4 protein-coding genes are annotated in these 24,873 nt (G+C 76.7%); all 4 read left to right on the top strand.

Annotated elements, in window-relative coordinates; genetic code table 11:
• Positions 1 to 239 precede the first annotated feature (239 nt).
• From ACIBG4_RS33220 to ACIBG4_RS33205, 4 genes are read left to right on the top strand one after another with little or no spacing between them, the layout of a single operon-like run.
• On the top strand, positions 240 to 8,954 hold the full coding sequence (locus tag ACIBG4_RS33220; RefSeq protein ID WP_397205402.1) for a type I polyketide synthase: 8,715 nt from the start codon (positions 240 to 242) through the stop codon (positions 8,952 to 8,954).
• Positions 8,944 to 14,346 (top strand): SDR family NAD(P)-dependent oxidoreductase, encoded by a 5,403-nt coding sequence (locus tag ACIBG4_RS33215; protein WP_397205400.1) that lies wholly within the window; start codon positions 8,944 to 8,946, stop codon positions 14,344 to 14,346. The genes ACIBG4_RS33220 and ACIBG4_RS33215 overlap by 11 nt, the downstream gene beginning before the upstream one ends.
• A gap of 31 nt (positions 14,347 to 14,377) precedes the next feature.
• Positions 14,378 to 19,717 (top strand): SDR family NAD(P)-dependent oxidoreductase, encoded by a 5,340-nt coding sequence (locus ACIBG4_RS33210; protein ID WP_397205398.1) that lies wholly within the window; start codon positions 14,378 to 14,380, stop codon positions 19,715 to 19,717.
• 33 nt (positions 19,718 to 19,750) lie between these two features.
• Positions 19,751 to 24,859: a beta-ketoacyl synthase N-terminal-like domain-containing protein gene (locus ACIBG4_RS33205; protein ID WP_397205396.1), complete on the top strand. Its 5,109-nt coding sequence runs from the start codon at positions 19,751 to 19,753 to the stop codon at positions 24,857 to 24,859.
• Positions 24,860 to 24,873 lie beyond the last annotated feature (14 nt).

The raw sequence follows: 24,873 nt of genomic DNA, 5'->3' as shown, positions 1-24,873 counted from the left end.
TCATTGCGCGGGCGAACGTCCGGGGTCAAGGCCGGCGGGGGTGGCCGGCGCTGGCCACTAATGGCGGTCACAAGGTGCCAGTCGGCGACCGTGTCCCCGAATTGTGCACGCCCATAGTGTCTTATCCACAACTATGCGAAAGCCGCTAGACCAGAACGCCGCGGAGTAATTATCCGCGCGGTCCCAATAAACCGGCGGCGCCGTGTCGAATGGCGCCCGAGGCTTGAGGTGGCGCATTGATGGCTGGTGAGTCGACACAGCGGGCGGGGACCGGCGGGCCGGACGCGATCGCCGTCGTCGGCATGGCGTGCCGGCTGCCGCGCGCCGCCGGACCGGCGGAGTTCTGGCGGCTCCTGAGCGAGGGCGTGGACGCGGTCACCGCCGCCCCCGAGGAGCGCTGGCCGGGGGCCGGTCACCGGCGGGGCGGGTTCCTGGAGTCCGTGGACGGGTTCGACGCCGCGTTCTTCGGCATCTCGCCGAACGAGGCCGCGGCCATGGACCCGCACCAGCGCCTCGTCCTGGAGCTGGCCTGGGAGGCGCTGGAGAACGCCCGCGCCGTCCCCACGGGCCTGCGCGGCAGCGCCGCCGGCGTCTTCCTGGGCGCCATCTCGAACGACCACGCCGCGCTCCAGGCCAGGCTCGGCGCGGAGGAGCGCGGCCGGCACGCGTACGTCGGCGCCAACCGGGCCATGATCGCCAACCGGGTGTCCTACTTCCTCGGCCTGCGCGGCCCCAGCCTCACCCTCGACACCGGCCAGTCCTCGTCGCTCGTCGCCGTGGAGATGGCGTGTGAGAGCCTGCGCCGGGGCGAGACCGCCCTCGCGCTGGCCGGCGGCGTCAACCTCAACCTCCTCGCCGAGACCACCGACGCCATCGCCGGGCTCGGCGCCCTGTCGCCCGACGGCCGGTGCCACGTCTTCGACGGCCGCGCCAACGGCTACGTGCGGGGCGAGGGCGGCGGGCTGGTCGTCCTCAAGCGGCTGTCCGACGCGCTCACCGCCGGCGACGCCGTGCACGCCGTGATCCTCGGCGGGGCGGTCAACAACGACGGCGGCGGCGAGGGCCTGACCGTGCCCAGCCGGGACGCGCAGGCGGAGGTCATCCGCCTGGCGTGCGCGCGGGCCGGGGTGGACCCGGCCGACGTGCGGTACGTCGAGCTGCACGGCACGGGCACCAAGGTCGGCGACGCGGTGGAGGCTGCGGCGCTCGGCGCCGCCTACGGCGCCGCCCGCCCGGCGGACGACCCGCTGCTGGTCGGGTCGGCCAAGACCAACATCGGCCACCTGGAGGGCGCGGCGGGGATCGCGGGGCTGCTCAAGGTGGTGCTGGCACTGAAGCACCGCACGGTGCCCGCCAGCCTGCACTTCGAGGCGCCGCCGCCGGAGATCCCGCTGGGGGAGCTGCGGCTGGAGGTGGCGCGGGCGCGCCGCGAGTGGCCGGGGGACGGGCGGGCGGCGGTGGCGGGGGTCAGCTCGTTCGGCATGGGCGGCACCAACTGCCACCTTCTCCTGACCGAACCGCCGGCCTCCTCCTCACTCCTGCCTTCGACTTCGGGCCCGGCCATCGCCGAACCGTGCGCCCCCACCGCCCCGTCAGGCCCCGACCCCTTCGCCCTCCCGCCCATGCCCACCCAGGGGGCGCCATGGGTCGTGTCGGCGCGTGACGGGGCGGCCCTGCGGGAGCAGGCGCGCCGGCTGCTGCCTCTCGCCGAGGACGCGGCCGTCGCCCCCGATGACGTCGCCCTGAGCCTGGTGGGCAGCCGGGCGGTCTTCGAGCGGCGCGCCGTCGTCCTGGCCCCCGACCGGCCCACTCGCCTGGCCGCGCTGCGCGCCCTGGCCGCCGGGCAGCCGCACGACGACGTCGTGGTGGGAACCGCCGCGAACGGCGTGATCGGGAACGCCGCGCGCGGAGACGTGGCCGGGACCGGTTCGAGCGGAGAGATCGCCTTCGTCTTCCCCGGCCAGGGGTCCCAGTGGCCCGGCATGGCCCGCGAGCTCCTGGCCTCCTCGCCCGTCTTCGCCGCGCGCCTGGCCGCGTGCGCCGCCGCCCTGGCTCCCTTCATCGACTTCTCGCTCATGGACGTCCTCCAGGAGACCCCCGGCGCCCCGGGCCTGGAGCGGGTGGACGTGGTACAGCCCGCCCTGTGGGCCGTCATGGTGTCGCTGGCCGAGGTGTGGCGCTCCCACGGCGTCGAGCCCGGCACGGTGATCGGCCACTCCCAGGGCGAGATCGCGGCGGCCACGGTCGCCGGCGCCCTCACCCTGGCCGACGCCGCCCGTGTCGTCGCCCTGCGCAGCCGCGCCATCGCCGGCATCACCGGCCGCGGCGGCATGCTGTCGGTGGCCGCCCCCCTCGACCTCGTGCGGCGGGTGATCGCCGAGGTCGAGGCCCCCGTGTCGGTGGCCGCCGTCAACGGCCCCCGCTCCGTGGTGGTCTCCGGTCCGAGCGACGCGCTCGCCGTGCTCGCCGACCGGCTCTCGGAGCACCGGGCCAGGCTCGTCCCCGTCGACTACGCCTCCCACTCCGCCGAGGTCGAGGAGGTGCGCGACGAGGTGCTCGCGGCCCTGGCCCCGGTACGGCCGGTGAGCGTCGCCACGACCTTCGTCTCCACGCTGACGGGCGAGCCGATGGACACGGCCGGGCTCGACGCCGGCTACTGGTACCGCAGCCTGCGCCACCAGGTGCGCTTCGCCCAGGCGGTGGAGGCGGCGCTGGAGGGCGGCTGCGCGCTGTTCGTGGAGTGCAGCCCGCATCCCGTCCTGGTCACCGGCGCCGAGGAGACGGCCGAGGCCACCGGGCGTGACGTGGCGGTCACCGGGACCCTGCGGCGCGGCGAGGGCGGGCCGCAGCGGGTGCTGCGGTCGCTGGCGCAGGCGTTCACGCAGGGAGCGCCGGTGGACTGGTCGGGCCCGTGCGCCACGCCGGGCGCGCGGCCGGTGGACCTGCCGACGTACCCGTTCCAGCGCGAGCCCTACGGCCCCACCACCGCCCCCCTCCTCCCGGCCACGCGCATCGGCCACGCCGCTTCCTCCGGCGGCCGCGCCGTTCCCGTGGGTGAGGCCGGAGGAGCCGCTCCGGGCGGCGGCGGCGCGGGCGTGTCCCGGGTCGAGGCGCGGGAGCTGGTGCTGGGTGCCGCCGCCCGCGTGCTCGGACACCGCGACCCGGGCGGGATCGAGGCGGGCAGGACGTTCAAGGACCTCGGGTTCGACTCGGTGGCGGCGGTGGAGCTGCGCGATCGGCTGCGCGCCGCGACCGGCCTGCGGCTGCCGGCCGGTGTCCTGTTCGACCACCCCACCCCGGAACGCCTCACCGACCACCTGCACGGCCTCCTCGCCTCCACCGGAACGCGCGGAACGGACGGGCCGGACCGGTCCGCCGGGACCGGCCCGGCCCCCGACGCCCTGACCGCGGACGCCCTGACCGCGGACGACCCGGCCGATGACGAGCCGGCCGATGACGAGCTGGTCGCCGTGGTCGGGATGGGGTGCCGCTACCCCGGCGGCGTGGCGTCGCCCGACGACCTCTGGCGGCTGGTCAGCAGCGGGACCGACGCCATCGGTGACTTCCCCGCCAACCGCGGATGGGACCTGGGCACCCTGTTCGCCACCGGGTCCGACCGGTCCGGCACCAGTGACACCCGGCAGGGCGGCTTCCTGCACGACGCCGACCGGTTCGACGCCGCGTTCTTCGGCATCAGCCCCCGCGAGGCGCTGGCCATGGACCCGCAGCAGCGCCTGCTGCTGGAGGTCTGCTGGGAGACCCTCGAACGCGCCGGCCTGGACCCGGCCGCGCTGCGCGGCTCGGCGACCGGCGTGTTCGTCGGCGCGATGGCCCCCGACTACGGCCCTCGCCTGGACCAGCCCGACAGCGCCGCCGAGGGGCACCTGCTGACCGGCACCGCGCTCAGCGTGGTCTCCGGCCGCATCTCGTACCTGCTGGGGCTGCGCGGCCCGGCCATGACGACCGACACCGCGTGCTCCTCCTCCCTCGTCTCGATCGTCCTCGCGGTGCAGGCGCTGCGGCGCGGCGACTGCGCGCTGGCGCTGGCCGGCGGGGCGACGGTGATGTCGCGGCCGGGGATGTTCGTGGAGTTCAGCAGGCAGGGCGGGCTCTCGCCCGACGGCCGGTGCAAGGCGTTCTCGGCCGCGGCCGACGGCACCGGCTGGGCCGAGGGCGCGGGGATGCTGCTGCTGGAACGGCTGTCCGACGCCCGCCGCCTCGGGCACCCGGTCCTGGCCGTGATCAGGGGCGGCGCGGTCAACCAGGACGGCGCCAGCAACGGCCTGACCGCCCCGAACGGCCAGGCGCAGCAGGACGTCATCCGCCTCGCGCTGGCCGACGCCCGCCTGTCCGCGGCCGACGTGGACGTGGTCGAGGCGCACGGCACCGGCACCAGGCTGGGCGACTCCATCGAGGCCGAGTCGCTGATCGCCGCGTACGGTTCCGCCCGCGAGGGACACCAGGCGAGTGGTCCCGTCTGGCTGGGGTCGTTGAAGTCGAACATCGGGCACACCCAGGCCGCGGCCGGCGTCGGCGGCGTGATCAAGATGGTCAAGGCGCTGGAGCACCGGACGCTGCCGCGCACCCTGCACGTGGACGAGCCGACCCCGCACGTGGACTGGGACGCCTCCGGGGTGCGGCTGCTGGCCGAGCCCGTCGAGCTGCCGGACGGGCCGCGACCGGTACGCGCAGGCGTGTCCAGCTTCGGCATCAGCGGCACGAACGCGCACCTCATCCTGGAGAGCGCCCCCGGCATTCTGGAGAGCGCCCCCGGCGCCGGGGACTCCGGCGTTCCCGCCGGCGGCGACCCGCTGGTGTGGGCGTTCTCGGCGAAGAGCGCGGCCGCGCTGCGGGCGCAGGCCGTACGGCTGCGCGGCCACGCGGCGAGCCTCGCCGAGGAGGAGCTGGGCGCGGCCGGAAGGGCGCTGGCGCGAAGGGCCGGGTTCGCGCACCGCGCCGTGGTCGTCGCCCAGGACCGTGACGAGCTGCTCGCCGCCCTGGACGCCCTCGCCGCCGACGCCCCGCACGCCGCGCTCACCACCGGAACGGCCCTCGACGACCCCCGCCCCGTGTTCGTCTTCCCCGGTCAGGGCTCCCAGTGGGCCGGCATGGCCGTGGACCTGCTCGACGCCGACCCCAACTTCCGCGAGCGGCTGGAGCGCTGCGACCGGGCGCTGGCCGCGTACAGCGGCTGGTCCGTCGTGGACGTGCTGCGCGGCGCGGACGGCGCGCGCCCGCTGGAAGGGGCGGACGTCATCCAGCCCGTGCTGTTCGCCGTCATGGTGTCGCTGGCCGGGCTGTGGCGCTCGCTCGGCGTGAACCCCGCCGCGGTGCTCGGTCACTCCCAGGGCGAGATCACCGCGGCGTGCGTCGCCGGCGTGCTGTCCCTGGAGGAGGCCGCCCGGGTGGTCGTGCTGCGCAGCCGAGCGCTCGTCCGGCTCGGCGACCGCGGGGGCATGGTGGCCGTCTCCCTGCCGGCCGAGCGGGCCGCGGAGCTGCTGGAGCCGTGGAGCGGCCGGCTGTGGCCCGCCGTCCACAGCGGTCCGGCCAGCTCGGTGGTCGCCGGTGACGCGGACGCGGTGGAGGAGCTCATCGCTGCCTGCCCCGACGGCGTGCGGATGCGCCGCGTCGCGGTCGGGTACGCCGCCCACACCCCGCACATCGAGGAGCTGCGCGAGGAGCTGCTGACCACGCTCGCGGACGTGCGTCCCGGCCCGGCCGACACGGCCTTCTGCTCCTCGTACGCCGGTGACTTCCTCGACACGGAGACCCTGACCGCCGAGTACTGGTTCACCAGCCTGCGCAACCCCGTGCTGTTCCGGCAGGCCGTCGAGACGGTCGCCGCGTCGGGCACGACCCTGTTCGTCGAGGCCAGCCCGCATCCGACGCTGATCGGCCACATCGAGGACACCCTGGCGGTGGCCGGGCTGCCCGGCGGCGCCACCGGAACGCTGCGGCGCGGCGACGGCGGCAGGCAGCGGCTGCTGCGGGCGCTCGGCCAGGCGTGGGTGCTCGGCGCGAGCCTCGACTGGACGGCCGCCCTCGGGCCGGCGTCCCGGCACGACGCGGGACTGCCGACCTACCCGTTCGAACGCCAGAGGTTCTGGCTCGACCCCGGCCCCGCCGGCGACTCCCCGGCCTCCCGCCACCCGTTGCTGGGCACGGCCGTGCCGCTGGCGGCCGACGACGGCTTCCTGCTGGCCGGCCGGCTGTCGCGGGCCGCCGTCCCGTGGCTGTCCGACCACGCCGTGGACGGGGCGGTGCTGCTTCCGGGCACCGCGTTCGTCGAGCTGGCGCTGGAGGCCGCCGCCACGGCCGGGTGCGACACGGTCGAGGACCTGACGCTGGAGGCGCCGCTGTACCTGCCGGAGACGGGCACCGTTCACGCGCAGGTCGCCGTGGGCGGGCCCGACGCGGAGGGGCGGCGCACGCTCGCCGTCCACGCCCGCCCGGCGGACGACCCGGACGCGCCCTGGACGCGCCACGCCACCGGCCTCCTCACCACGGCCACCCCGAGCCTGCCGGGCTCGGCGGCGGCCTGGCCGCCGCCCGGCGCCGAGCCGGTGGACCTGGACGACCTGTACGGCCGGCTCGCCGGGCGCGGCTACGACTACGGGCCCGCGTTCCAGGGGCTGCGCGCCGCCTGGCGCGGGGACGGCGTCGCGTACGTCGAGGTGGAGCTGCCCGAGGCGGTGCGCGACGACGCGGAGCGCTACACCCTGCACCCCGCCCTCCTGGACGCCGCCCTGCACCTGGTGGTGCTGGAGCGGGCGGGGGACCCGGCGACCGTGCTGCTGCCGTTCTCCTGGAGCGGGGTGCGGGTGAGCGCCGGGGGCGCGAGCACGCTGCGCGTCCGCATCACCGACGGCGACGGCGACACGATCTCCCTGGCCGCCCACGACGCGGCCGGGCGACCGGTCGGCGAGGCCGCCGGCCTGGCGCTGCGCCGGGTGCCCCGTACCGGCGACGCCGCCCGCACGGGGAACGGCGCCGCCTCCTACGCCCTCGACTGGACGCCCGTGCCGGTCACCCCGGCGGACCCGGCCGGGCAGCGGTGGGCCGTCGTCGGCTTCGACGACCTGGCCGACGAGATCGACGCCGAGCTGGCGGCGGCCGGGATCGGCGCCCCCCGCTACTACGACCTGGCCTCCGTGGCCGACATGAGCACGGGGGAGATCCCCGGCCTGGTGCTCGCCCCCTGCCGGGGCGACGCCGCCGATCTGCCGTACTCCGCGCACGACACCCTGCACCAGGCGTTGGACCTGGTGCAGAGCTGGCTCGGCGACGAGCGGTTCGCCGGGTCGCGGCTGGTGTTCGTCACCCGGCCCGGCGACGCGGCGGGGGCCGCGGTGTGGGGGCTGGTGCGGTCGGCGCAGTCGGAGCATCCGGGACGGTTCGCTCTGGCGGAGCTGCCGGAGGGCTTCTCCGCGTGGGACGCGCTGGCGGGCGGGATCGCGGCGGGCGAGACGCAGCTCGCCACGGGCGAGGACGGCCTGCTGGCGCCCCGCCTGGTCCGCCGCGTCCCGGCCCCCGCCTCTCCGGAGGAGCGGGACGGCTGTGTGCTCGTGACCGGGGGCACCGGAGGGCTGGGCGCGCTGGTGGCGCGGCGGCTGGTGGAGCGGCACGGCGTGCGGGAGCTGGTCCTGGCCTCCCGACGCGGCCCGGATGCCCCGGGAGCCGGAGCTCTGGCGGCCGAGCTGGCCGGGCTGGGCGCGAGCGCCGAGGTGGTGGCCTGCGACGTGTCCGACCGGCGCGCGCTGGCCGCCCTGCTGGAGCGGCTCCCGTCCCTGACGGGAGTGGTCCACACCGCTGGGGTGCTGGACGACGCGGTCGTCGAGGGCCTGTCGGCGCAGCGGCTCGACGCCGCCCTGGCCCCGAAGGTGGACGCCGCCTGGCACCTGCACGAGCTGACCCGTGACCTGCCGCTGACGTCGTTCGTGCTGTTCTCGTCCGTGGCCGGCCTGCTCGGCAACCCCGGGCAGGGCAACTACGCCGCCGCCAACGCCTTCCTCGACGCGCTCGCGCGGCACCGGCGCGACCTCGGTCTGCCCGCCGTGTCCATCGCCTGGGGACTGTGGGACACCGGCGCCGACGGCATGGCGGGCGGGCTCGGCGGCGCCGACGTGGCCCGCCTGGCGCGGGGCGGCATCGCGCCGCTGACCGTCGAGGAGGGCCTGGACCTGTTCGACCTGGCGCTGCCGGGCCAGGCCGATCCGCTGCTCGTGGCGGCCCGGTGGGACCGGGCCGGGCTGCGCGACCGGGCCGAGGCCGGCGACCTGCCGCCCGTGCTGCGCGGGCTGGTCCGCGCGTCCCGCCGTGCCGTCCCGAGCGCGGCGTCCGCTCGGCCGGCCACGCTGCCGGGCACGGCCGGGCAGGGGCTCGGCGAGCGCCTGGCCACGCTGACCGAGCCGGAGGCCCACGCCCACCTGACCGCGCTGGTCCGCTCGCACGTCGCCACCGTCCTCGCGCACAGCAGCCCGGAGCAGGTGGACGTGGACCGCGCGTTCAACGAGCTGGGGTTCGACTCGCTGACCGCCGTGGAGCTGCGCAACCGGCTCAACGCCGAGACCGCCCTGCGGCTGCCGGCGACCCTCGTCTTCGACCACCCGACCGTCACCGCGCTCGCCGGCTACCTCTACCGCACCCTCGCGCCCGACACCCCGTCCCCCGAGGACGCCCTGCGAACGGCGGTGGACCAGGCCGAGTCGGTGCTGCTGGCCGCCAACGGCGGGGCGGACGCGCTGCGCGGCCAGCTCGTCGCCATCCTGCAGAGCGCGCTCGGCCGCATCGGGACCGCCCCCGCCGCCGCGCCGGCCGCCACGCCGAGCCGGCCCGGCGGGGCCGCCGAGGAGATCGTCACCGCCTCCGACGAGGAGATCTTCGCCTTGATCGACAACCGGGCCATGACGGCCCCCCTGAAGCCCGCGGTGGAAAGGCCTGGCCATGGCGAGTGAGGACAAGCTCCGCGCGTACCTGAAGCGCGTCACCGTCGAGCTGGCGGAGACGCGGCGGCGCCTGGCCGAGGACGCCGGCCGCCGGCACGAGCCGGTGGCGATCGTGGGCATGGCGTGCCGGTACCCCGGCGGCGTCTCCGGCCCCGACGAGCTGTGGGAGCTGGTGGCCTCCGGACGTGACGCGATCAGCGAGTTCCCCGCCGACCGCGGCTGGGACACGGACCTGTTCGACCCCGACCCGGAGGCGCTCGGCAAGTCGTACACGCGGCACGGGGGGTTCCTGGAGGGGGCGGCCGACTTCGACGCCGCGTTCTTCGGGATGAGCCCGCGCAGCGCGCTCGGCACCGACCCGCAGCACCGGCTGTTCCTGGAGTCGTGCTGGGAGGCGCTGGAGCACGCCGGGATCGACCCGTCGACCCTGCGCGGCAGCCGCACCGGCGTCTACGCGGGCAACATGTACAACGACTACTCCTCGCGCTTCGTGCACGGCTCGATCCCCACCTCCGTCGAGGGCACGCTGCTGTCCTCCAGCACGCCGAGCGTCATGTCGGGCCGCGTCTCGTACACGCTGGGCCTGGAGGGCCCGTCGCTGACCGTCGACACGGCCTGCTCGTCGTCGCTGGTCACCCTGCACCTGGCCGTGCGGGCGCTGCGCCAGGAGGAGTGCTCGCTGGCGCTGGCCGGCGGGGTCACGCTGCTGGTCTCGCCGGACGCGTTCGTGGAGTTCTGCCGGCAGCGGGCGCTGTCGCCGGACGGGCGCTGCAAGTCGTTCTCCTCGACCGCCGACGGGGCCGCCTGGTCGGAGGGCGCCGGCGTCCTCGTCCTGGAGCGGCTGTCCGACGCACGCCGCAACGGGCACCGCGTCCTCGCGGTGATCCGCGGCTCGGCCGTCAACCAGGACGGCGCCAGCAACGGCATGACGGCGCCCAGCGGACCGGCCCAGGAGCGGGTCATCGAGCAGGCGCTGGCGGACGCGCGGCTCGGCGCCGACGAGGTGGACGTCGTGGAGGCGCACGGCACGGGCACGACGCTGGGCGACCCGATCGAGGCGCGGGCGCTGCTCGCCACGTACGGCCGGGAGCACGGCGCGGACCGGCCGCTCTGGCTGGGATCGGTCAAGTCGAACATCGGCCACACCCAGGCCGCCGCGGGTGTGGCCGGGGTCATCAAGATGGTCAAGGCCCTCGAGCACGAGACGCTGCCGCCCACCCTGCACGTCCAGGAGCCCACGCCGCACGCCGACTGGGACTCCGGCGGTGTCCGGCTGCTGACCGCCGGCCGCGCCTGGCCGCGCGGCGAGCGCCCGCGCCGCGCGGCCGTCTCCAGCTTCGGCATCAGCGGCACGAACGCGCACGCCATCATCGAGGAGTACGTCCCCGAGACCGAGGCCGGGACCGGGACCGGTCCAGAGACCGGGGCCGAGCCGAGCCGCGTCCCGGAAGCCGGTGGGCCGCTGGCGTGGCCGGTCAGCGCGCACGGCGCCGCCGCCCTGCGCGGCCAGGCCGCCCGCCTGAGCACCCGCGTCATGGCCGCCGACGTCACGACAGGCCGGCGCCCGGACGCCGCCGACGTGGCGCACTCGCTCGTCACCACCCGGGCCCTCTTCCCGCACCGCGCCGTCGTCCTGGGCCGCGACGGCGACGAGCTGGCCGCCGCCCTCGGCGCGTACGCCCGCCGGGAGCCCACCTCCGCCGTGATCGAGGGCGTCGCCCCCGAGCACCCGCGTGCCGCCTTCCTGTTCACCGGCCAGGGCGGCCAGCGGCCCGGCATGGGGGAGGAGCTGGCCCGGTTCTCGCCGGTGTTCGCCGCCGCCCTGGACGAGGCGTGCGCCGCGCTCGACCCGTACCTCGACCGGCCGCTGCGCGAGGTGATGTGGGCCGCGCCCGGCACGCCCGAGGCGGCGCTGCTCGACGAGACCGCCTACACCCAGCCCGCGCTGTTCGCCTTCGAGGTGGCCGCGTTCCGGCTGCTGGAGTCGCTGGGCCCGGCGCCCGCGGCGGTCGCCGGGCACTCGGTCGGCGAGTTCGCCGCCGCGCACGTGGCGGGCGTCTGGTCGCTGGCCGACGCCGCCCGGCTCGTCGCGGCCCGTGGCCGGCTGATGCAGCGGCTGACCGCGCCCGGCGCGATGGCCGCCGTGGCGGCGAGCGCCGACGAGGTCCGGCCCACGCTCGACGGGCTGGAGCACCTGGTCTCCGTCGCGGCCGTCAACGGGCCCGCGAGCGTGGTCCTGTCCGGCGACGCCGACGCCTGCCTGGCCGTGGCAGACCAGTGGCGGGACCGGGGCCGTCGCACCAGCAGGCTGGCCGTCAGCCACGCCTTCCACTCGCCGCTCATGGAGCCGATGCTGGACGCGTTCGCCGCCGAGCTGGCCGCCGTCCGGTTCGGCGAGCCCCGCCTCGCGTACGTCACCGGCCTGACCGGCCTGGCCGACACCCGCTGGACGTCGCCGGGCTACTGGCTGGAGCAGATCCGGCTGCCGGTCATGTTCCACGCCATGGTGGAGCGGCTGGAGAGCGAGGGCATCGGCGTCCTCGTCGAGGTCGGGCCGAAGGCCGTGCTGTCCGGCATGGCCCACGACTGCGTGACCCGCGAGGACACCGCCGTCATCCCGCTGCACCGGCGTGACACCCCGGAGCCGGACGCGCTGACCGCCTGCCTGGCCCGCGCCTGGGTCGCCGGGCTCCCGGTCGACTGGCCCGCGCTGTTCCGCCGCGGCACCCGTACGGACCTGCCCACGTACGCCTTCGACCGGCGCCGCTACTGGCTCGACCCGCCCGCCCGCGCCGCCGCCCTGTCCGAGGCGCTGCCCTCGGCCGGGCTGGCCGAGGCCGGTCACCCGCTGCTGGGCGCGGTCGTGGACCTGGCGGAGGACGGGCCGACCGTGCTGACCGGCCGCCTGTCGGTGGACGCCGCGCCGTGGCTGGCCGACCACCGGGTGGGCGGCACGGTCGTCCTGCCCGGGGCGGCCATGGCCGACCTGGTCCTGGAGGCGGGCGCGCGGACCGGCTGCGAGCTGGTCGAGGAGCTGATGTTCGAGGCGCCGCTGGTGCTGCCCGCCCGGGGCGGCGTCGTCGTCCAGGTGGTCGTGGAGCGCCCCGACGCCTCCGGCGCCCGGCCGGTGCGGCTCCACTCCCGGCCCGCCGGCGACCCCGAGGAGGGGTGGACGCGGCACCTGTCCGGCACGATCACCGACACGGCGTCCCCCGCCCACGACGCCGCCTCCTGGGCCGTGGCGTGGCCGCCCGCCGGCGCGGTGGCGGTGGAGGTGGAGGGTGGTTATGAGCGGTTGGTGGAGCGGGGGTACGAGTACGGTCCGGCGTTCCAGGGGTTGCGGGCGTTGTGGCGGCGCGGGGACGAGTTGTTCGCGGAGGTCGTGGCTCCGGAGGGGGTCGAGGTCGCCGGGTACGGCGTCCATCCGGCGCTGTTCGACGCGGTGTTCCACCCGCTGGTGGTGGCGGCGCCCGACGGGGAGCTGCGGCTGCCGTTCGAGCTGCGGGGCGCGCGGCTGCACGCGGCCGGGGCCACGGATCTGCGGGTGCGGCTGAGGGAGATCGGCTCCGACGGGTGCGCCGTCGAGGCCGCCGACCCGTCCGGGCGGCCCGTGCTGTCGCTGGGCTCCCTGCGGGTGCGGCCGGTGCCTGCGGGCGCGCTGGGCGGGTCGTCCGTTCCGGTGTCGTACGGGGTGGATTGGGTGGCGGCCCCTGCGGCCGGTGCCGCATCCGCTCCCGGGGCCGGGGTGCCGCCGGTGGTGTGGTGCGTGCCGGAGGGGCCGGACGTGCCGTCGTCGGTGCGGGCGCTGACGGGGCGGGTGCTGGAGGCGGTGGCTTCGGCTCCGGCCGACGGGGTGGTGGTGTTCGCGACGCGGCCCGGTGATGTGGCGGCGGGCGCGGTGCAGGGCCTGGTGCGCACCGTCCAGTCGGAGCAGCCGGGCCGGTTCGTGCTGGCGGAGGTGGAGGAGGGGTTCTCGGACTGGGCCCGGCTGGTGGCCCTCGGGGAGCCGCAGGTACGGGTGGCCGGAGGCGAGGTCCTCGTACCGCGCCTGGCCCGCCGCACACCGCCGGCCGCCTCGCCCCGCGAGGTGCCGGGTGCGGTGCTGGTGACCGGCGGCACGGGCGGACTGGGCGCGCTGGTGGCGCGGCGGCTGGTGGAGCGGCACGGCGTACGGGACCTGGTGCTCGTCTCGCGCCGCGGACCCGCGGCCCCGGGGGCCGGCGCGCTCGTCGAGGAGCTCTCCGCGCTGGGCGCGAGCGTCAGGGTGGCGGCCTGTGACGTGGCCGACCGGGCGGCGCTGGCCGCGCTGCTGGACCAGGTGCCGTCCCTGGCCGGAGTCGTCCACACGGCGGGCGTGCTGGACGACGCGGTGGTGGAGGGGCTGACGCCGGAGCGCATGGCCACGGTGCTGGCGCCCAAGGCGGACGCCGCCTGGCACCTGCACGAGCTGACCCTCGACCGGCCCGTGGGATCGTTCGTCCTGTTCTCGTCGCTGGCCGGCGTGCTCGGCAACGCGGGCCAGGGCAACTACGCGGCCGCCAACGCCTTCCTGGACGCCCTGGCCGGGCACCGGCACGCGCTGGGCCTGCCGGCCGTGTCCGTCGCCTGGGGTCTGTGGGACACCGGCGCGACCGGCATGGGCGGCGGCCTCGACGCCGCAGACGTGGCCAGGCTCGCCCGGGCGGGCGTCGCCCCGCTGAGCGTGGAGGAGGGCCTGGAGGCGTTCGACCGCGCCCTCGGGGACGCCGAGCCGCTGGTCGTGGCCGCCCGCTGGGACACCGCCGGGCTGCGGGCCCGCGCCGAGGCCGGTGACCTGCCGGCCCTGCTGCGCGGCCTCGTACGGACGCCGCGACGGAGCGCAGGAGAGCAGGGCGGCGGCGTGGCCGGGCTGGTGTCCAAGCTCGCCGTGATGACCAGGGACGAGGCCCTCCGGCTGCTCACGGACCGCGTCCGGACGCACGTCGCCGCGGTCCTCGCCCACGGCAGCGCCGACCACATCGAGGCCGACCGGGCCTTCAACCGCCTCGGCTTCGACTCCCTGACCGCCGTCGAGCTGCGCAACCGGCTCAACGCCGACACCGGCCTGCGCCTGCCGGCGACCCTGGTCTTCGACCACCCGACGGTCAACTCCCTGGCCGAGTACCTCTTCCGCACGCTCGCGCCCCAGGCGCCGTCCCCCGAGGACACGCTGCGCACCGCCCTGGAGCACGTCGGCTCCATGCTGGCCGGCGCCAGGGAAGACGCGGACACCGTCCGCAGCAAGCTCGTCGCCGTGCTGCAGAGCAGCCTGGCCCGGTTCGGGGCGGAGCCGGACGGCTCCGGGCCCGCCGAAACGGTGGTGGACAAGATCGACTCGGCTTCCGACGAGGAGATCTTCGCCCTCATCGACAACGAACTGTGACGCCTGACTCCCGCGACCGAAGGGTTCACCGATGGGGACCGAGGACAAGCTCCGCGACTATCTGAGGCGCGCGACCGTCGAGCTGGCGGAGACCCGCCAGCGCCTCGCCGAGGACGTGGGCCGGCGGCACGAGCCGGTGGCCATCGTGGGCATGGCGTGCCGGTACCCCGGCGGGGTATGGGGCCCTGACGACCTGTGGGACCTGGTGGCCGCGGGCGGCGACGCCATCGGCGACTTCCCCGCCGACCGCGGCTGGGACCTGGAGGGGCTGTTCGACCCGGACCCCGAGGCGTGGGGCAAGTCGTACACGCGGCACGGCGGGTTCGTGGGCGCCGTGGCCGACTTCGACGCCGCGTTCTTCGGCATGAGCCCGCGCAGCGCGCTGGCCACCGATCCGCAGCACCGGCTGTTCCTGGAGTCGTGCTGGGAGGCGCTGGAGCGGGCGGGCATCGACCCGTCGTCGCTGCGTGGCACCCGCACCGGCGTGTACGCGGGCAACATGTACGAGCACTACTCGACCCGGTTCCTGGAGATCACCCCCGAGGCCGTCGAGGGCACCCTGTTCACCTCCAGCGCCTCCAGCGTCATGTCCGGCCGCGTCTCCTACACCCTCGGCCTGGAAGGCCCCTCGATCTCGGTCGACACCGCGTGCTCCTCGTCGCTGGTCGCCCTGCACCTGGCCGTGCAGGCGCTGCGCCGCGGCGAGTGCTCGCTGGCCCTCGCGGGCGGGGTCTCGGTCATGGCGTCGCCGGTGCCGTTCATCGAGTTCTGCCGGCAGCGGGCGCTCGCGCCCGACGGGCGCTGCAAGTCGTTCTCCTCGACCGCCGACGGGGCCGCCTGGTCCGAGGGCGTCGGCGTGCTCACCCTGGAACGCCTCTCGGACGCCCAGCGCAACGGCCGCCGCGTCCTCGCGGTGATCCGCGGCTCGGCCGTCAACCAGGACGGCGCCAGCAACGGCATGACGGCGCCCAGCGGACCGGCCCAGGAGCGGGTCATCCAGCAGGCGCTCGCCGACGCCCTCCTCGACACCCGGGACGTGGACGTCGTCGAGGCGCACGGCACCGGCACGACGCTGGGCGACCCGATCGAGGCCCAGGCGCTGCTCGCCACCTACGGTCGGGCCCGCGCCGCCGACCGGCCGGTCTGGCTCGGCTCCGTCAAGTCCAACATCGGCCACACCCAGGCCGCGGCCGGCGTGGCCGGGGTCATCAAGATGGTCAAGGCCCTCGAACACCGCCTGCTGCCGCCCACCCTGCACGTCGAGGAGCCGACCCCGCACGTCGACTGGAAGTCCGGCGGGGTGCGCGTCCTCACCGAGGCGGTCGAGCTGCCCGCCGACGGGCCGGTGCGGGCGGGCGTCTCCAGCTTCGGCGTCAGCGGCACGAACGCGCACGTCATCCTGGAGAGCGCGCCCGAGCCCCGCCCCGCGGAGGAGACCCCCGGCCCGGACGGCCCGATCGTGTGGGCGTTCTCCGCCAAGTCCGTCGCGGCGCTGCGGGCCCAGGCCGGCCGGCTGCGCGAGCACGCCGGCCGCGTCACCGGCGCGGAGGTGGCCGCGACCGCCCGGGCGCTGGCGAGCCGGGCCCGGTTCCCGCACCGCGCCGTGGTCGTCGCCGCGAACCGGGAGGAGCTGGCCGAGGCCCTGGAGGCCGTCGCCGCCGGCGCTCCGCACGCCGCCGCCGTGACGGGGGAGGCGCTCGCCGAGCCGCGCCCGGTGTTCCTCTTCCCCGGCCAGGGCACGCAGTGGGCCGGCATGGCCGTGGACCTGCTCGACTCCAGCGACGTGTTCCGGGCCCGCCTGCGCGAGTGCGACGCCGCGCTGCGGCCGTACACCGGCTGGGCGGCCGAGGACGTGCTGCGCGGCACCGGCGGCGCGCCCGAGCTGGAGGGGACCGACGTCATCCAGCCGGTGCTGTTCGCCGTCATGGTGTCGCTGGCCGCCCTGTGGCGCTCGTACGGCGTCCACCCGGGCACCGTCGTGGGCCACTCGCAGGGCGAGATCGCGGCGGCCTGCGTCGCGGGCGCCCTCTCGCTGGAGGACGCGGCCAAGGTCGTCGCGCTGCGCAGCCGCTCCCTGATCGGGCTCAGCGGCACCGGCGGGATGCTCGCCGTCGCGCTGCCCGCCGTGCGGGCCGAGGAGCGGATCGCGCCGTGGGCCGGCCGGCTGTGGGTGGCCGTGCACAGCGGCCCCGCCGGGTGCGTGATCGCGGGCGAGGACGGCGCGCTGGACGAGTTCGCCGCCGTCTGCGGGGACACCGTGCGGGTGCGCCGCATCGCGGTGGACTACGCCTCGCACACCCCGCACGTGGAGGCACTCCGCGACGAGCTGCTGGCCGCGCTCGACGGCGTCCTGCCGCGGCCGACGGAGACCGTCTTCTGCTCCTCGCTGGCCGGCGCGGTCGTCGAGCCCGCCCGCCTGACGACCCGCTACTGGTACGACAACCTGCGCAACCCCGTGCTGTTCGAGGAGGCGATCAGGGCGTTCACCGGGACGCCGCTGTTCGTCGAGGTCAGCCCGCACCCCGTGCTCGGCGGCGACACCGGCGACATCTGCGACGACGCCGGGGTCACCGCGGGCGTGTGCGCGAGCCTGCGCCGCGGCGCGGGCGACTGGAGCCGCTTCCTCGCCGCGCTCGCCCAGGCATGGGTGCTCGGCGCCGACGTCGCCTGGTCCGACGCGCTCGGGCCCGCGCCGCATCCCCGCGTCGACCCGCCCACCTACCCGTTCGAGCGGCGCCGGTTCTGGCTCGGCGACCGCGAGCGCGTCGGCCGGCCCGCCGGCGCGGGCATCGACGACGCCCGGCACCCGCTGCTCACGGCGGTCGTCCCGGTGGCCGGCGACGGCTACGTCCTGACCGGGCAGCTCTCGCTCAAGGGCGCCCCCTGGCTGGCCGACCACGCCGTCCAGGGCGGCGTGCTGCTGCCGGGCGCGGCCTTCGTCGAGCTGGCGCTGGAGGGCGGCGTCCACGCCGGCTCGCCCGTGCTGGAGGAGCTGGTCATCGAGGCGCCCCTGTACCTGCCCGACACCGGGGCGGTCACCGTCCAGGTCACCGTGGAACGTCCCGGCGCCGACGGCCGCCGCGCCGTCGGCGTGTTCTCCCGCTTCCCTGACTCCTCGGAGGGCTGGCGGCGGCACGCCTCGGGCGTGCTCGCCGACTCCGCCCCCGCCGAGGACGCCGCTTCGTGGGCGGTGGCGTGGCCGCCCGCGGACGCGGTGGCGGTGGAGGTGGAGGGTGGTTATGAGCGGTTGGTGGAGCGGGGGTACGAGTACGGTCCGGCGTTCCAGGGGTTGCGGGCGTTGTGGCAGCGCGGGGACGAGCTGTTCGCGGAGGTCGTGGCTCCGGAGGGGGTCGAGGTCGCAGGGTACGGCATCCACCCGGCGCTCCTGGACGCCGCCTTCCACCCGGTCGTGCTGGCCGGCGGCGACGGCGACGAGCTGCGGCTGCCGTTCGCCTTCAGCGGGGTGCGGCTGCACGCCGGCGAGGCGTCGGCGCTCCGGGTCCGGGTGTCCGGCTCCGGGTCCTTGCCCGGCTCCTTGTCCGGGGACGACGTGGTCGTCGAGGCCGCGGACCCGGCGGGTGACCGGGTGCTCTCCATCGACGGGTTACGCGTCCGCGCCGCCGCTCCCCGGTCCGCCGCCCCGTCCGCTCCGTCCTCGTACGGGGTGGAGTGGGTGGAGGCTCCGGCGGCCGGCGCCCTGGGCGGGGTGCCCTCGGTGGTGTGGTGCGTGCCGGAGGACCCGGACGTGCCGTCGTCGGTGCGGGCGCTGACCGGGCGGGTGCTGGAGGCGGTGGCCGCCGCTCCGGCCGACGGGGTGGTGGTGTTCGCGACCCGGCCCGGTGACCTGGCGGCCGGGGCGGTGCACGGGCTGGTGCGGTCGGCGCAGTCGGAGCAGCCGGGCCGGTTCGTGCTGGCGGAGGTGGAGGAGGGGTTCTCCGACTGGGCCCGGCTGGTGGCGCTCGGGGAGCCGCAGGTACGGGTGGCCGGGGGCAAGGTCCTCGTGCCACGCCTGGCCCGCCGCCCTTCCCGGCCCTCCTCCTCCCCCGTGTCGGGGGAGATGTCCGGTGCGGTGCTGGTCACCGGCGGCACCGGCGGGCTGGGCGCGCTGGTGGCGCGGCGGCTGGTGGAGCGGCACGGAGTACGGGACCTGGTGCTGGTCTCCCGCCGCGGGCCCGAGGCTCCGGGGGCCGGCGCGCTGGCGGCCGAGCTGTCCGGGCTCGGCGCGTCGGTGCGGGTCGCGGCCTGTGACGTGGCCGACCGGGCGGCGCTGGCCGCCCTGCTGGCCGAGGTGCCGTCGCTCGCGGGGGTCGTCCACACGGCCGGCGTCCTGGACGACGCGGTCGTCGAAGGACTGACGCCGGAACGGATGGCCACCGTGCTGGCGCCCAAGGCGGACGCCGCCTGGCACCTGCACGAGCTGACCCTCGACCGGCCCCTGTCGGTCTTCGCGCTGTTCTCGTCCCTCGCCGGGGTGCTCGGCAACGCGGGCCAGGGCAACTACGCCGCGGCCAACGCCTTCCTCGACGCCCTGGCCGGGCACCGGCACGCGCTGGGCCTGCCGGCCGTGTCCGTCGCCTGGGGACTCTGGGACACCGACTCCGGGATGACCGGCGGGCTGACCGGAGCCGACCACGCCCGGCTGGCCAGGGCCGGCATCGCCCCGCTGAGCGTGGAGCAGGGCCTGGAGCTGTTCGACGGCGCTCTGACCGGCGCCGAGCCGCAGGTGGTGGCAGCCCGCTGGGACACCGCTGGGCTGCGGGCCCGCGCCGAGGCGGGCGACCTGCCGGCCCTGCTGCGCGGCCTCGTACGGGCGCCCCGCCGTACCGCGGGGAACGCCGGAGCCGCCGGTGGAGCCGGACCCGCGGCGCTCACCCAGCGCTTGGCGGACCTGCCCCGCACCGACGCCCAGCGGATGCTCACCGACACCGTACGCGCCCACGTGGCGGCCGTCCTGGCGCACGGCAGCGCCGACCACATCGAGGTCGACCGGGCCTTCAACCAGCTCGGCTTCGACTCCCTGACCGCCGTCGAGCTGCGCAACCGGCTCAACGCCGACACCGGCCTGCGCCTGCCGGCGACCCTGGTCTTCGACCACCCGACGGTCAACTCCCTGGCCGAGTACCTCTTCCGCACCCTCGCACCCCCGTCCCCGTCGCCGGAGGACACGCTGCGCGCCGTCCTCGACCGGGTCGAGGACATGATCGCCGCGGCGAACGGCGAGGGTGACGCCCTGCGCGACCGGTTCGTGTCGCTCCTGCAGAGCACCCTCGACCGGCTCGGCCCCGGCCCCGACGGCGTCGCGGACGTCGCCGACAAGATCGACTCAGCTTCCGACGAAGAGATCTTCGCCCTCATCGACAACGAACTGTGACCTGTGAAGCCCACGACCGGAAAGGCTCGCCCGATGGGGACCGAGGACAAGCTCCGCGCCTACCTCAAGCGCGCCACCGTCGAACTCGCCCAGGCCCGCCACCGCCTCACCGAGGCCGAGGAGCGCCGCCACGAACCCATCGCCGTCATCGGCATGGCCTGCCGTTACCCCGGCGGTGACACGGTCGAGGACTTCTGGCGCCTCCTGCGCGACAGCAGGAACGTCGTCCGCGAGGTGCCGCCCTCCCGCTGGGACGTCGACGACTACTACGACCCCGAGCCGGGTGTGCCGGGCGCCATGTACACCAGGTACGGGGCATGGCTGGACGACGTCTCGGGGTGGGACGCCGAGTTCTTCGGCCTGTCGCCGCGCGAGGCGCTCCGCATGGACCCGCACCAGCGGCTGCTGCTGGAGCTGGCCTGGGAGGGCCTGGAGAACTCCGGCATCTCGCCGTCCCGGCTGGCGGGCAGCCGCACCGGCGTGATGGTCGGCTACATGGACACCCTCCAGTACGGCCGGCTGCAGATGGAGCGGCAGGGTCCCGACGCCGTCTCGGACCCGTACCTGGGGCAGGGCGCGGTGTCGAGCGTGGCGGCCGGGCGGATCGCCTACCAGCTCGACCTGATCGGCCCCACGATGACGATCGACACGGCATGCTCCTCGTCGCTCATCGCGGTCCACCTGGCCATGGAGAGCCTGCGCAGAGGTGAGTGCGACCTCGCCATCGCGGCGGGCGCGTCGCTGACCCTGCACCCCACCACGTTCGTGCAGGCGTGCGCGGGCCTGATGATGAGCGCCGACGGGCGGTGCAAGACGTTCGACGAGGGGGCCGACGGCTACGTCATGGGCGAGGGCGGCGGCCTGGTCGTGCTGGAGCCGCTGTCGAAGGCGCTCGCCAACGGCCGCCGCGTCCGCGCCGTCCTGCGCGGCTCGGCGGTCAACCAGGACGGCCGCAGCAACGGGCTGACCGCGCCCAGCCGCCGCGCGCAGGCCGACGTCATCGGCCGGGCACTCGCGGCGGCCCGCGTCGCCCCCGACGACATCGACTACGTCGAGGCGCACGGCTCCGGCACCCACCTCGGCGACGCCATCGAGCTGTCCGCCCTGCACGACGTCTTCGGCGGACGCGGACCCGACCGGCCGCTCCGGGTCGGCGCCGTCAAGACCAACATCGGTCACACCCAGGCCGCCGCGGGTATCGCCGGCCTCATCAAGACGGCACTCATCCTGGAGAACGGGCTCATCCCGCCGAACCTCCACCTGACCACCCCGGCGACGGCCATCCCCGAGGACGGCAGCGTCCGGCCGGTCACCGATGCCGTGCCCCTGCCCCGCCAGGACCGGCCCCGGCTCGCGGGCGTCAGCTCCTTCGGGCTGTCGGGCACGAACGCCCACGTGATCGTGGAGGCGGCCCCGGACCCCGCCACGCCCGACCCGGCGGTCCCGGCCGGCGCCGGACCGGTCTCCGCGTACGTGCTGCCGGTGTCGGCGGCCGGTCAGGAGGCGCTGCGCGAGCAGGCCCACCGGCTCGCCACGTGGCTCGGCGAGCGTCCCGGGACGCCGCTCGCCGACCTCGCCCGCACCCTCCAGGCCGGGCGCGCCGAGCTGGACCACCGCCGCGCCGTCCTCTGCTCCGACCCCGGCGACGCGGTGGAGCGCCTGCGCGCCATCGCCCGTCCGGAGGGCCGTCAGGATGGCGGGCACCGGGTGAAGGGCCGCCCGCGGGTCGCGTTCCTCCTCCAGGGGGTCGGCGACCAGTACGCGGGCCTGGGCAGGGAGCTGTACGCCAGGGAGCCCGTGTACGCCCAGGCCGTGGACACCTGCGTCGAGCTGGTGTCCCGGCGCTCCGGGGTGGACCTGCGCCCCCTGTTCTTCCCCGAGGGCGACACCGGCCCCGCGCCCGCGGGCGACGACCTGGCCGCCCTGCTCGGCCGCCGCCCCGCGCCCGGCGACGCGTCCACCGGGCACGACCCGCTGGACCAGGCCGCCATCGCCCACCCGTTCCTGTTCACCGTCGAGTACGCGCTGGCCAGGCTGCTCCAGCACTGGGGCGTCACCCCTGACGTGCTCGTCGGCTACAGCCTCGGCGAGTACGTGGCCGCCTGCCTGGCCGGCGTCTTCACCCTGGAGGACGCGCTGCACGTGGTCGTCGAGCGCGCCCACCTGATCAGCGCGGTGCCCGCCGGCCGCATGGTCGCGGTCGCCGCCCCGGAGGAGCGCGTCACCGCCGCGCTGACCGGCGCGGGGATCGAGGTGGACGTCGCGGCCCGCAACGGCCCCGCGATGACCGTGCTCAGCGGCCTGCCCGCCGACATCGAGGCCGCCACGGCCGCGCTGACGGGAGCCGGCATCGCGTGCCGCCCGCTGCGCTCGGCCCACGCCTTCCACTCGGCGCTGCTCCAGCCCGCCCGCGAGAAGCTCGCCGCGGTGCTGGAGTCGGTGCCGCGCCGGGCGCCCGCCGTCACCATCGTCTCCAACCTCACCGGCCGGCCGCTCACCGCCGAGCAGGCCACCAGCACCTCGTACTGGGCCGACCAGCTCGTCGGCACGGTCCGCTTCGCGGACGGCGTGCGGCACTGCGTGGGGCAGGACGTGGCGGCGTTCGTGGAGCTCGGGCCGGGGCAGACCCTCGGCGGTCTGGTACGGCAGAACCTCACCGGCGGGCCGGCCCCGGCCGTTCTCGGCACGCTGCCGCCCCGGTGGACCGCGGGGGAGCGCCGCGACGCGCACCAGGAGCTGCTGGCCGCCTGCGCCGCGCTGTGGGAGCTGGGCGTGCCCGTCACCTGGGACCTCACCCGGCCCGGCGACGGCCGGGTGCTCGGCCTGCCGACGTACCCGTTCCAGCGCACCCGCTTCTGGCCGGACGCCGACCCGGACCTCGGCTCGGGCTTCGGCCCCGACCTCAGGCCCCGCCGCGCTTCCGGGGCCGGTATCGGGCCGCGCCGACCGGGGAGCGCCGGCTCCACCACGGCGGCCGTAGGACCGCGCCGGCCGGACGGCGCCGGTGCCCCCGAGGCGGCGGGCGCGATTTCGGCCGGCGAGCCGGACGGGGACTTCGTGTTCGTCCCGGCCTGGCAGCAGGACCCGGCCCGCGCGCCGCTTGCGGGGTCCGTGCGGCTGCCCGGCCCGCTCGTGGTCTTCGCCGACCCCGGCGGCGCCGGCACCGCCCTGGCCGACCTGGCCGAGGCGGCGGGAACACCCGTCGTCGAGGTGGTCGCCGCCCCGCCCGGCTCCGGAACGACCGGGCCGCGACGGGAAGGGCGCCGCCTGACCATCGACCCGGCCGTGCCCGAGCACCACGCCGAGGTCTTCGCCGGTCTCGGCGACGGACCCGTGCACGTGGCGTACCTGTGGGGACTCGGCGACGGCCCCGCCCCGTCCGACGCCTCCGAAACAGCTCCGGCGGCGTTCGCCGGGGACGCGGAGCTGCGCGCCGCCGTCGAGCACGGCTTCACCGGGCTCCTCCTGGCCGTCCAGGCACTCGGCGACCTGCCCGCCCGCCAAGGCGTACGGCTGCTGACCGTCACCAGCGGCGCCACCGAGATCGTCGGCCGGGACGCGCCGGCTCCCCACCAGGCGCTCGCCCACGGGCTCGGCCGCGCGGTGCGGCACGAGTACCCGGGCCTGACCTGGAGCGGCGTCGACCTCGACCCGGAGTCCGGCGGCCGGGTAACGGCACGGCCGCCGCACGAGCCCGCCACCGGGCCGGTCTCCGGACCGACGACCGGGCCGACGACCGGGCCGACGACCGGGCCGATGTCCGAGACGGCCACCGTGCTGCTGGCGGAGCTGACGGCCGCGCCGCCCGATGGCGCCGACCCCGACGCCCGCGACGCGCTCACGGGATGGCGGCGCGGCCGCCGCTGGATCCGCGCATGGGCCCAGGTCCCGGACAACACGGCCGAAGCCGTGTGGCGGCCCGACGGCGCCTACCTCATCACCGGTGGGACGCGCGGACTCGGCATGGCGCTCGCCAAGCACCTCGTCCGCGCCGGCGTGCGCCGCCTCGCCCTCGTCGGCCGCACCCCCATCCCCACGGACACCACGCCCGGCACCCCCACGCGAGCCGAGACCGGCGAGACCGACGCCCGGGTGGCCGCGACCCTCCGGGACGTGGCCGAGCTGCAGGCCGCCGGGGCCGAGGTGCTGCTGCTCGCCGCCGACACCGGCGTCCCCGGCCAGTTGCGCGACGCCCTGCGACGGGCCCGCGAGCGGTTCGGCCGGCTGCACGGCGTCGTCCACGCCGCCGGCCTCCCCGCGGGCGGCCTGACCCAGCGCCGCACGGTCGCCGACGCCACCGCGGTGCTCGCCCCCAAGGTCCTCGCCATGGGCCCGCTCGCCGAGCTGGTCGGCGAGGGCACACCCGCCGCCGAGCGGCCCGAGCTGCTGGTCCTCTACTCCTCCGCCGTCACGGCGTTCGGCGGCATCGGCGAGGCCGACTACTGCGCCGCCAACACCGTCCTCGACGCGTACGGCCAGGCGCTGGCCGCCACCGCCCCGTCGACCAGGGTCGTGTCGGTGGCCTGGGGCCCGTGGCGGCACGACGTGTGGCAGGCCGAGGGGCTGAAGACGACCGGCGGCCTGGCCGAACGGGTGGCCGCCTACCGCGACGCCCACGGCTTCCCCGACGAGGCCGGGTGCGCGCTGCTCGACCGCATCCTGGCCGGCGGCCACGGCGGCGTCATGGCCGTACGGCAGCCGCTGCGCGAGGTCCTGAACGCCTGGTCGAGCATGCTCGACCTGGACGACCTCGTCGGCGCGGCGGTGGCGGCCGGGCCGAAGGGGGAGCGGTTCCCGCGCCCCGGGCTGCGCGCCGACTACGCGCCGCCCCGGACTGACGCCGAGGCCCGGATGGCCGATCTGTGGGGCGCGTACCTCGGCATCGACGGCGTCGGCGTCCACGACCCGTTCTTCGACCTCGGCGGCAACTCCCTGGTCGGCATGGCCATGGTGCTCGCCATCGAGAAGGAGCTCGGCCGGCCGGTGCCGCCCGCGCTGCTGTTCGAGCACGCGACCGTCGCGGAGTTCACGGCGGCGCTCGGAGCGGCGGAGGACGGCGGCGCGACCGGCCAGGAGGCGCTGGCCGGCAGTTCGGCACGGGGGGAACGGCGGCGCAGGGCCCGTTCCGGCAAACGGAGATGAGCGCGGGAGGCGAG

Origin of the sequence: Nonomuraea sp. NPDC050383 (genome assembly GCF_044459125.1) — a bacterium.
In the GTDB taxonomy this organism is placed as follows: Bacteria; Actinomycetota; Actinomycetes; order Streptosporangiales; family Streptosporangiaceae; genus Nonomuraea.
The sequence above is the reverse complement of the archived record's forward strand: the minus strand, read 5'-3'. Positions and strand labels throughout refer to the sequence as shown.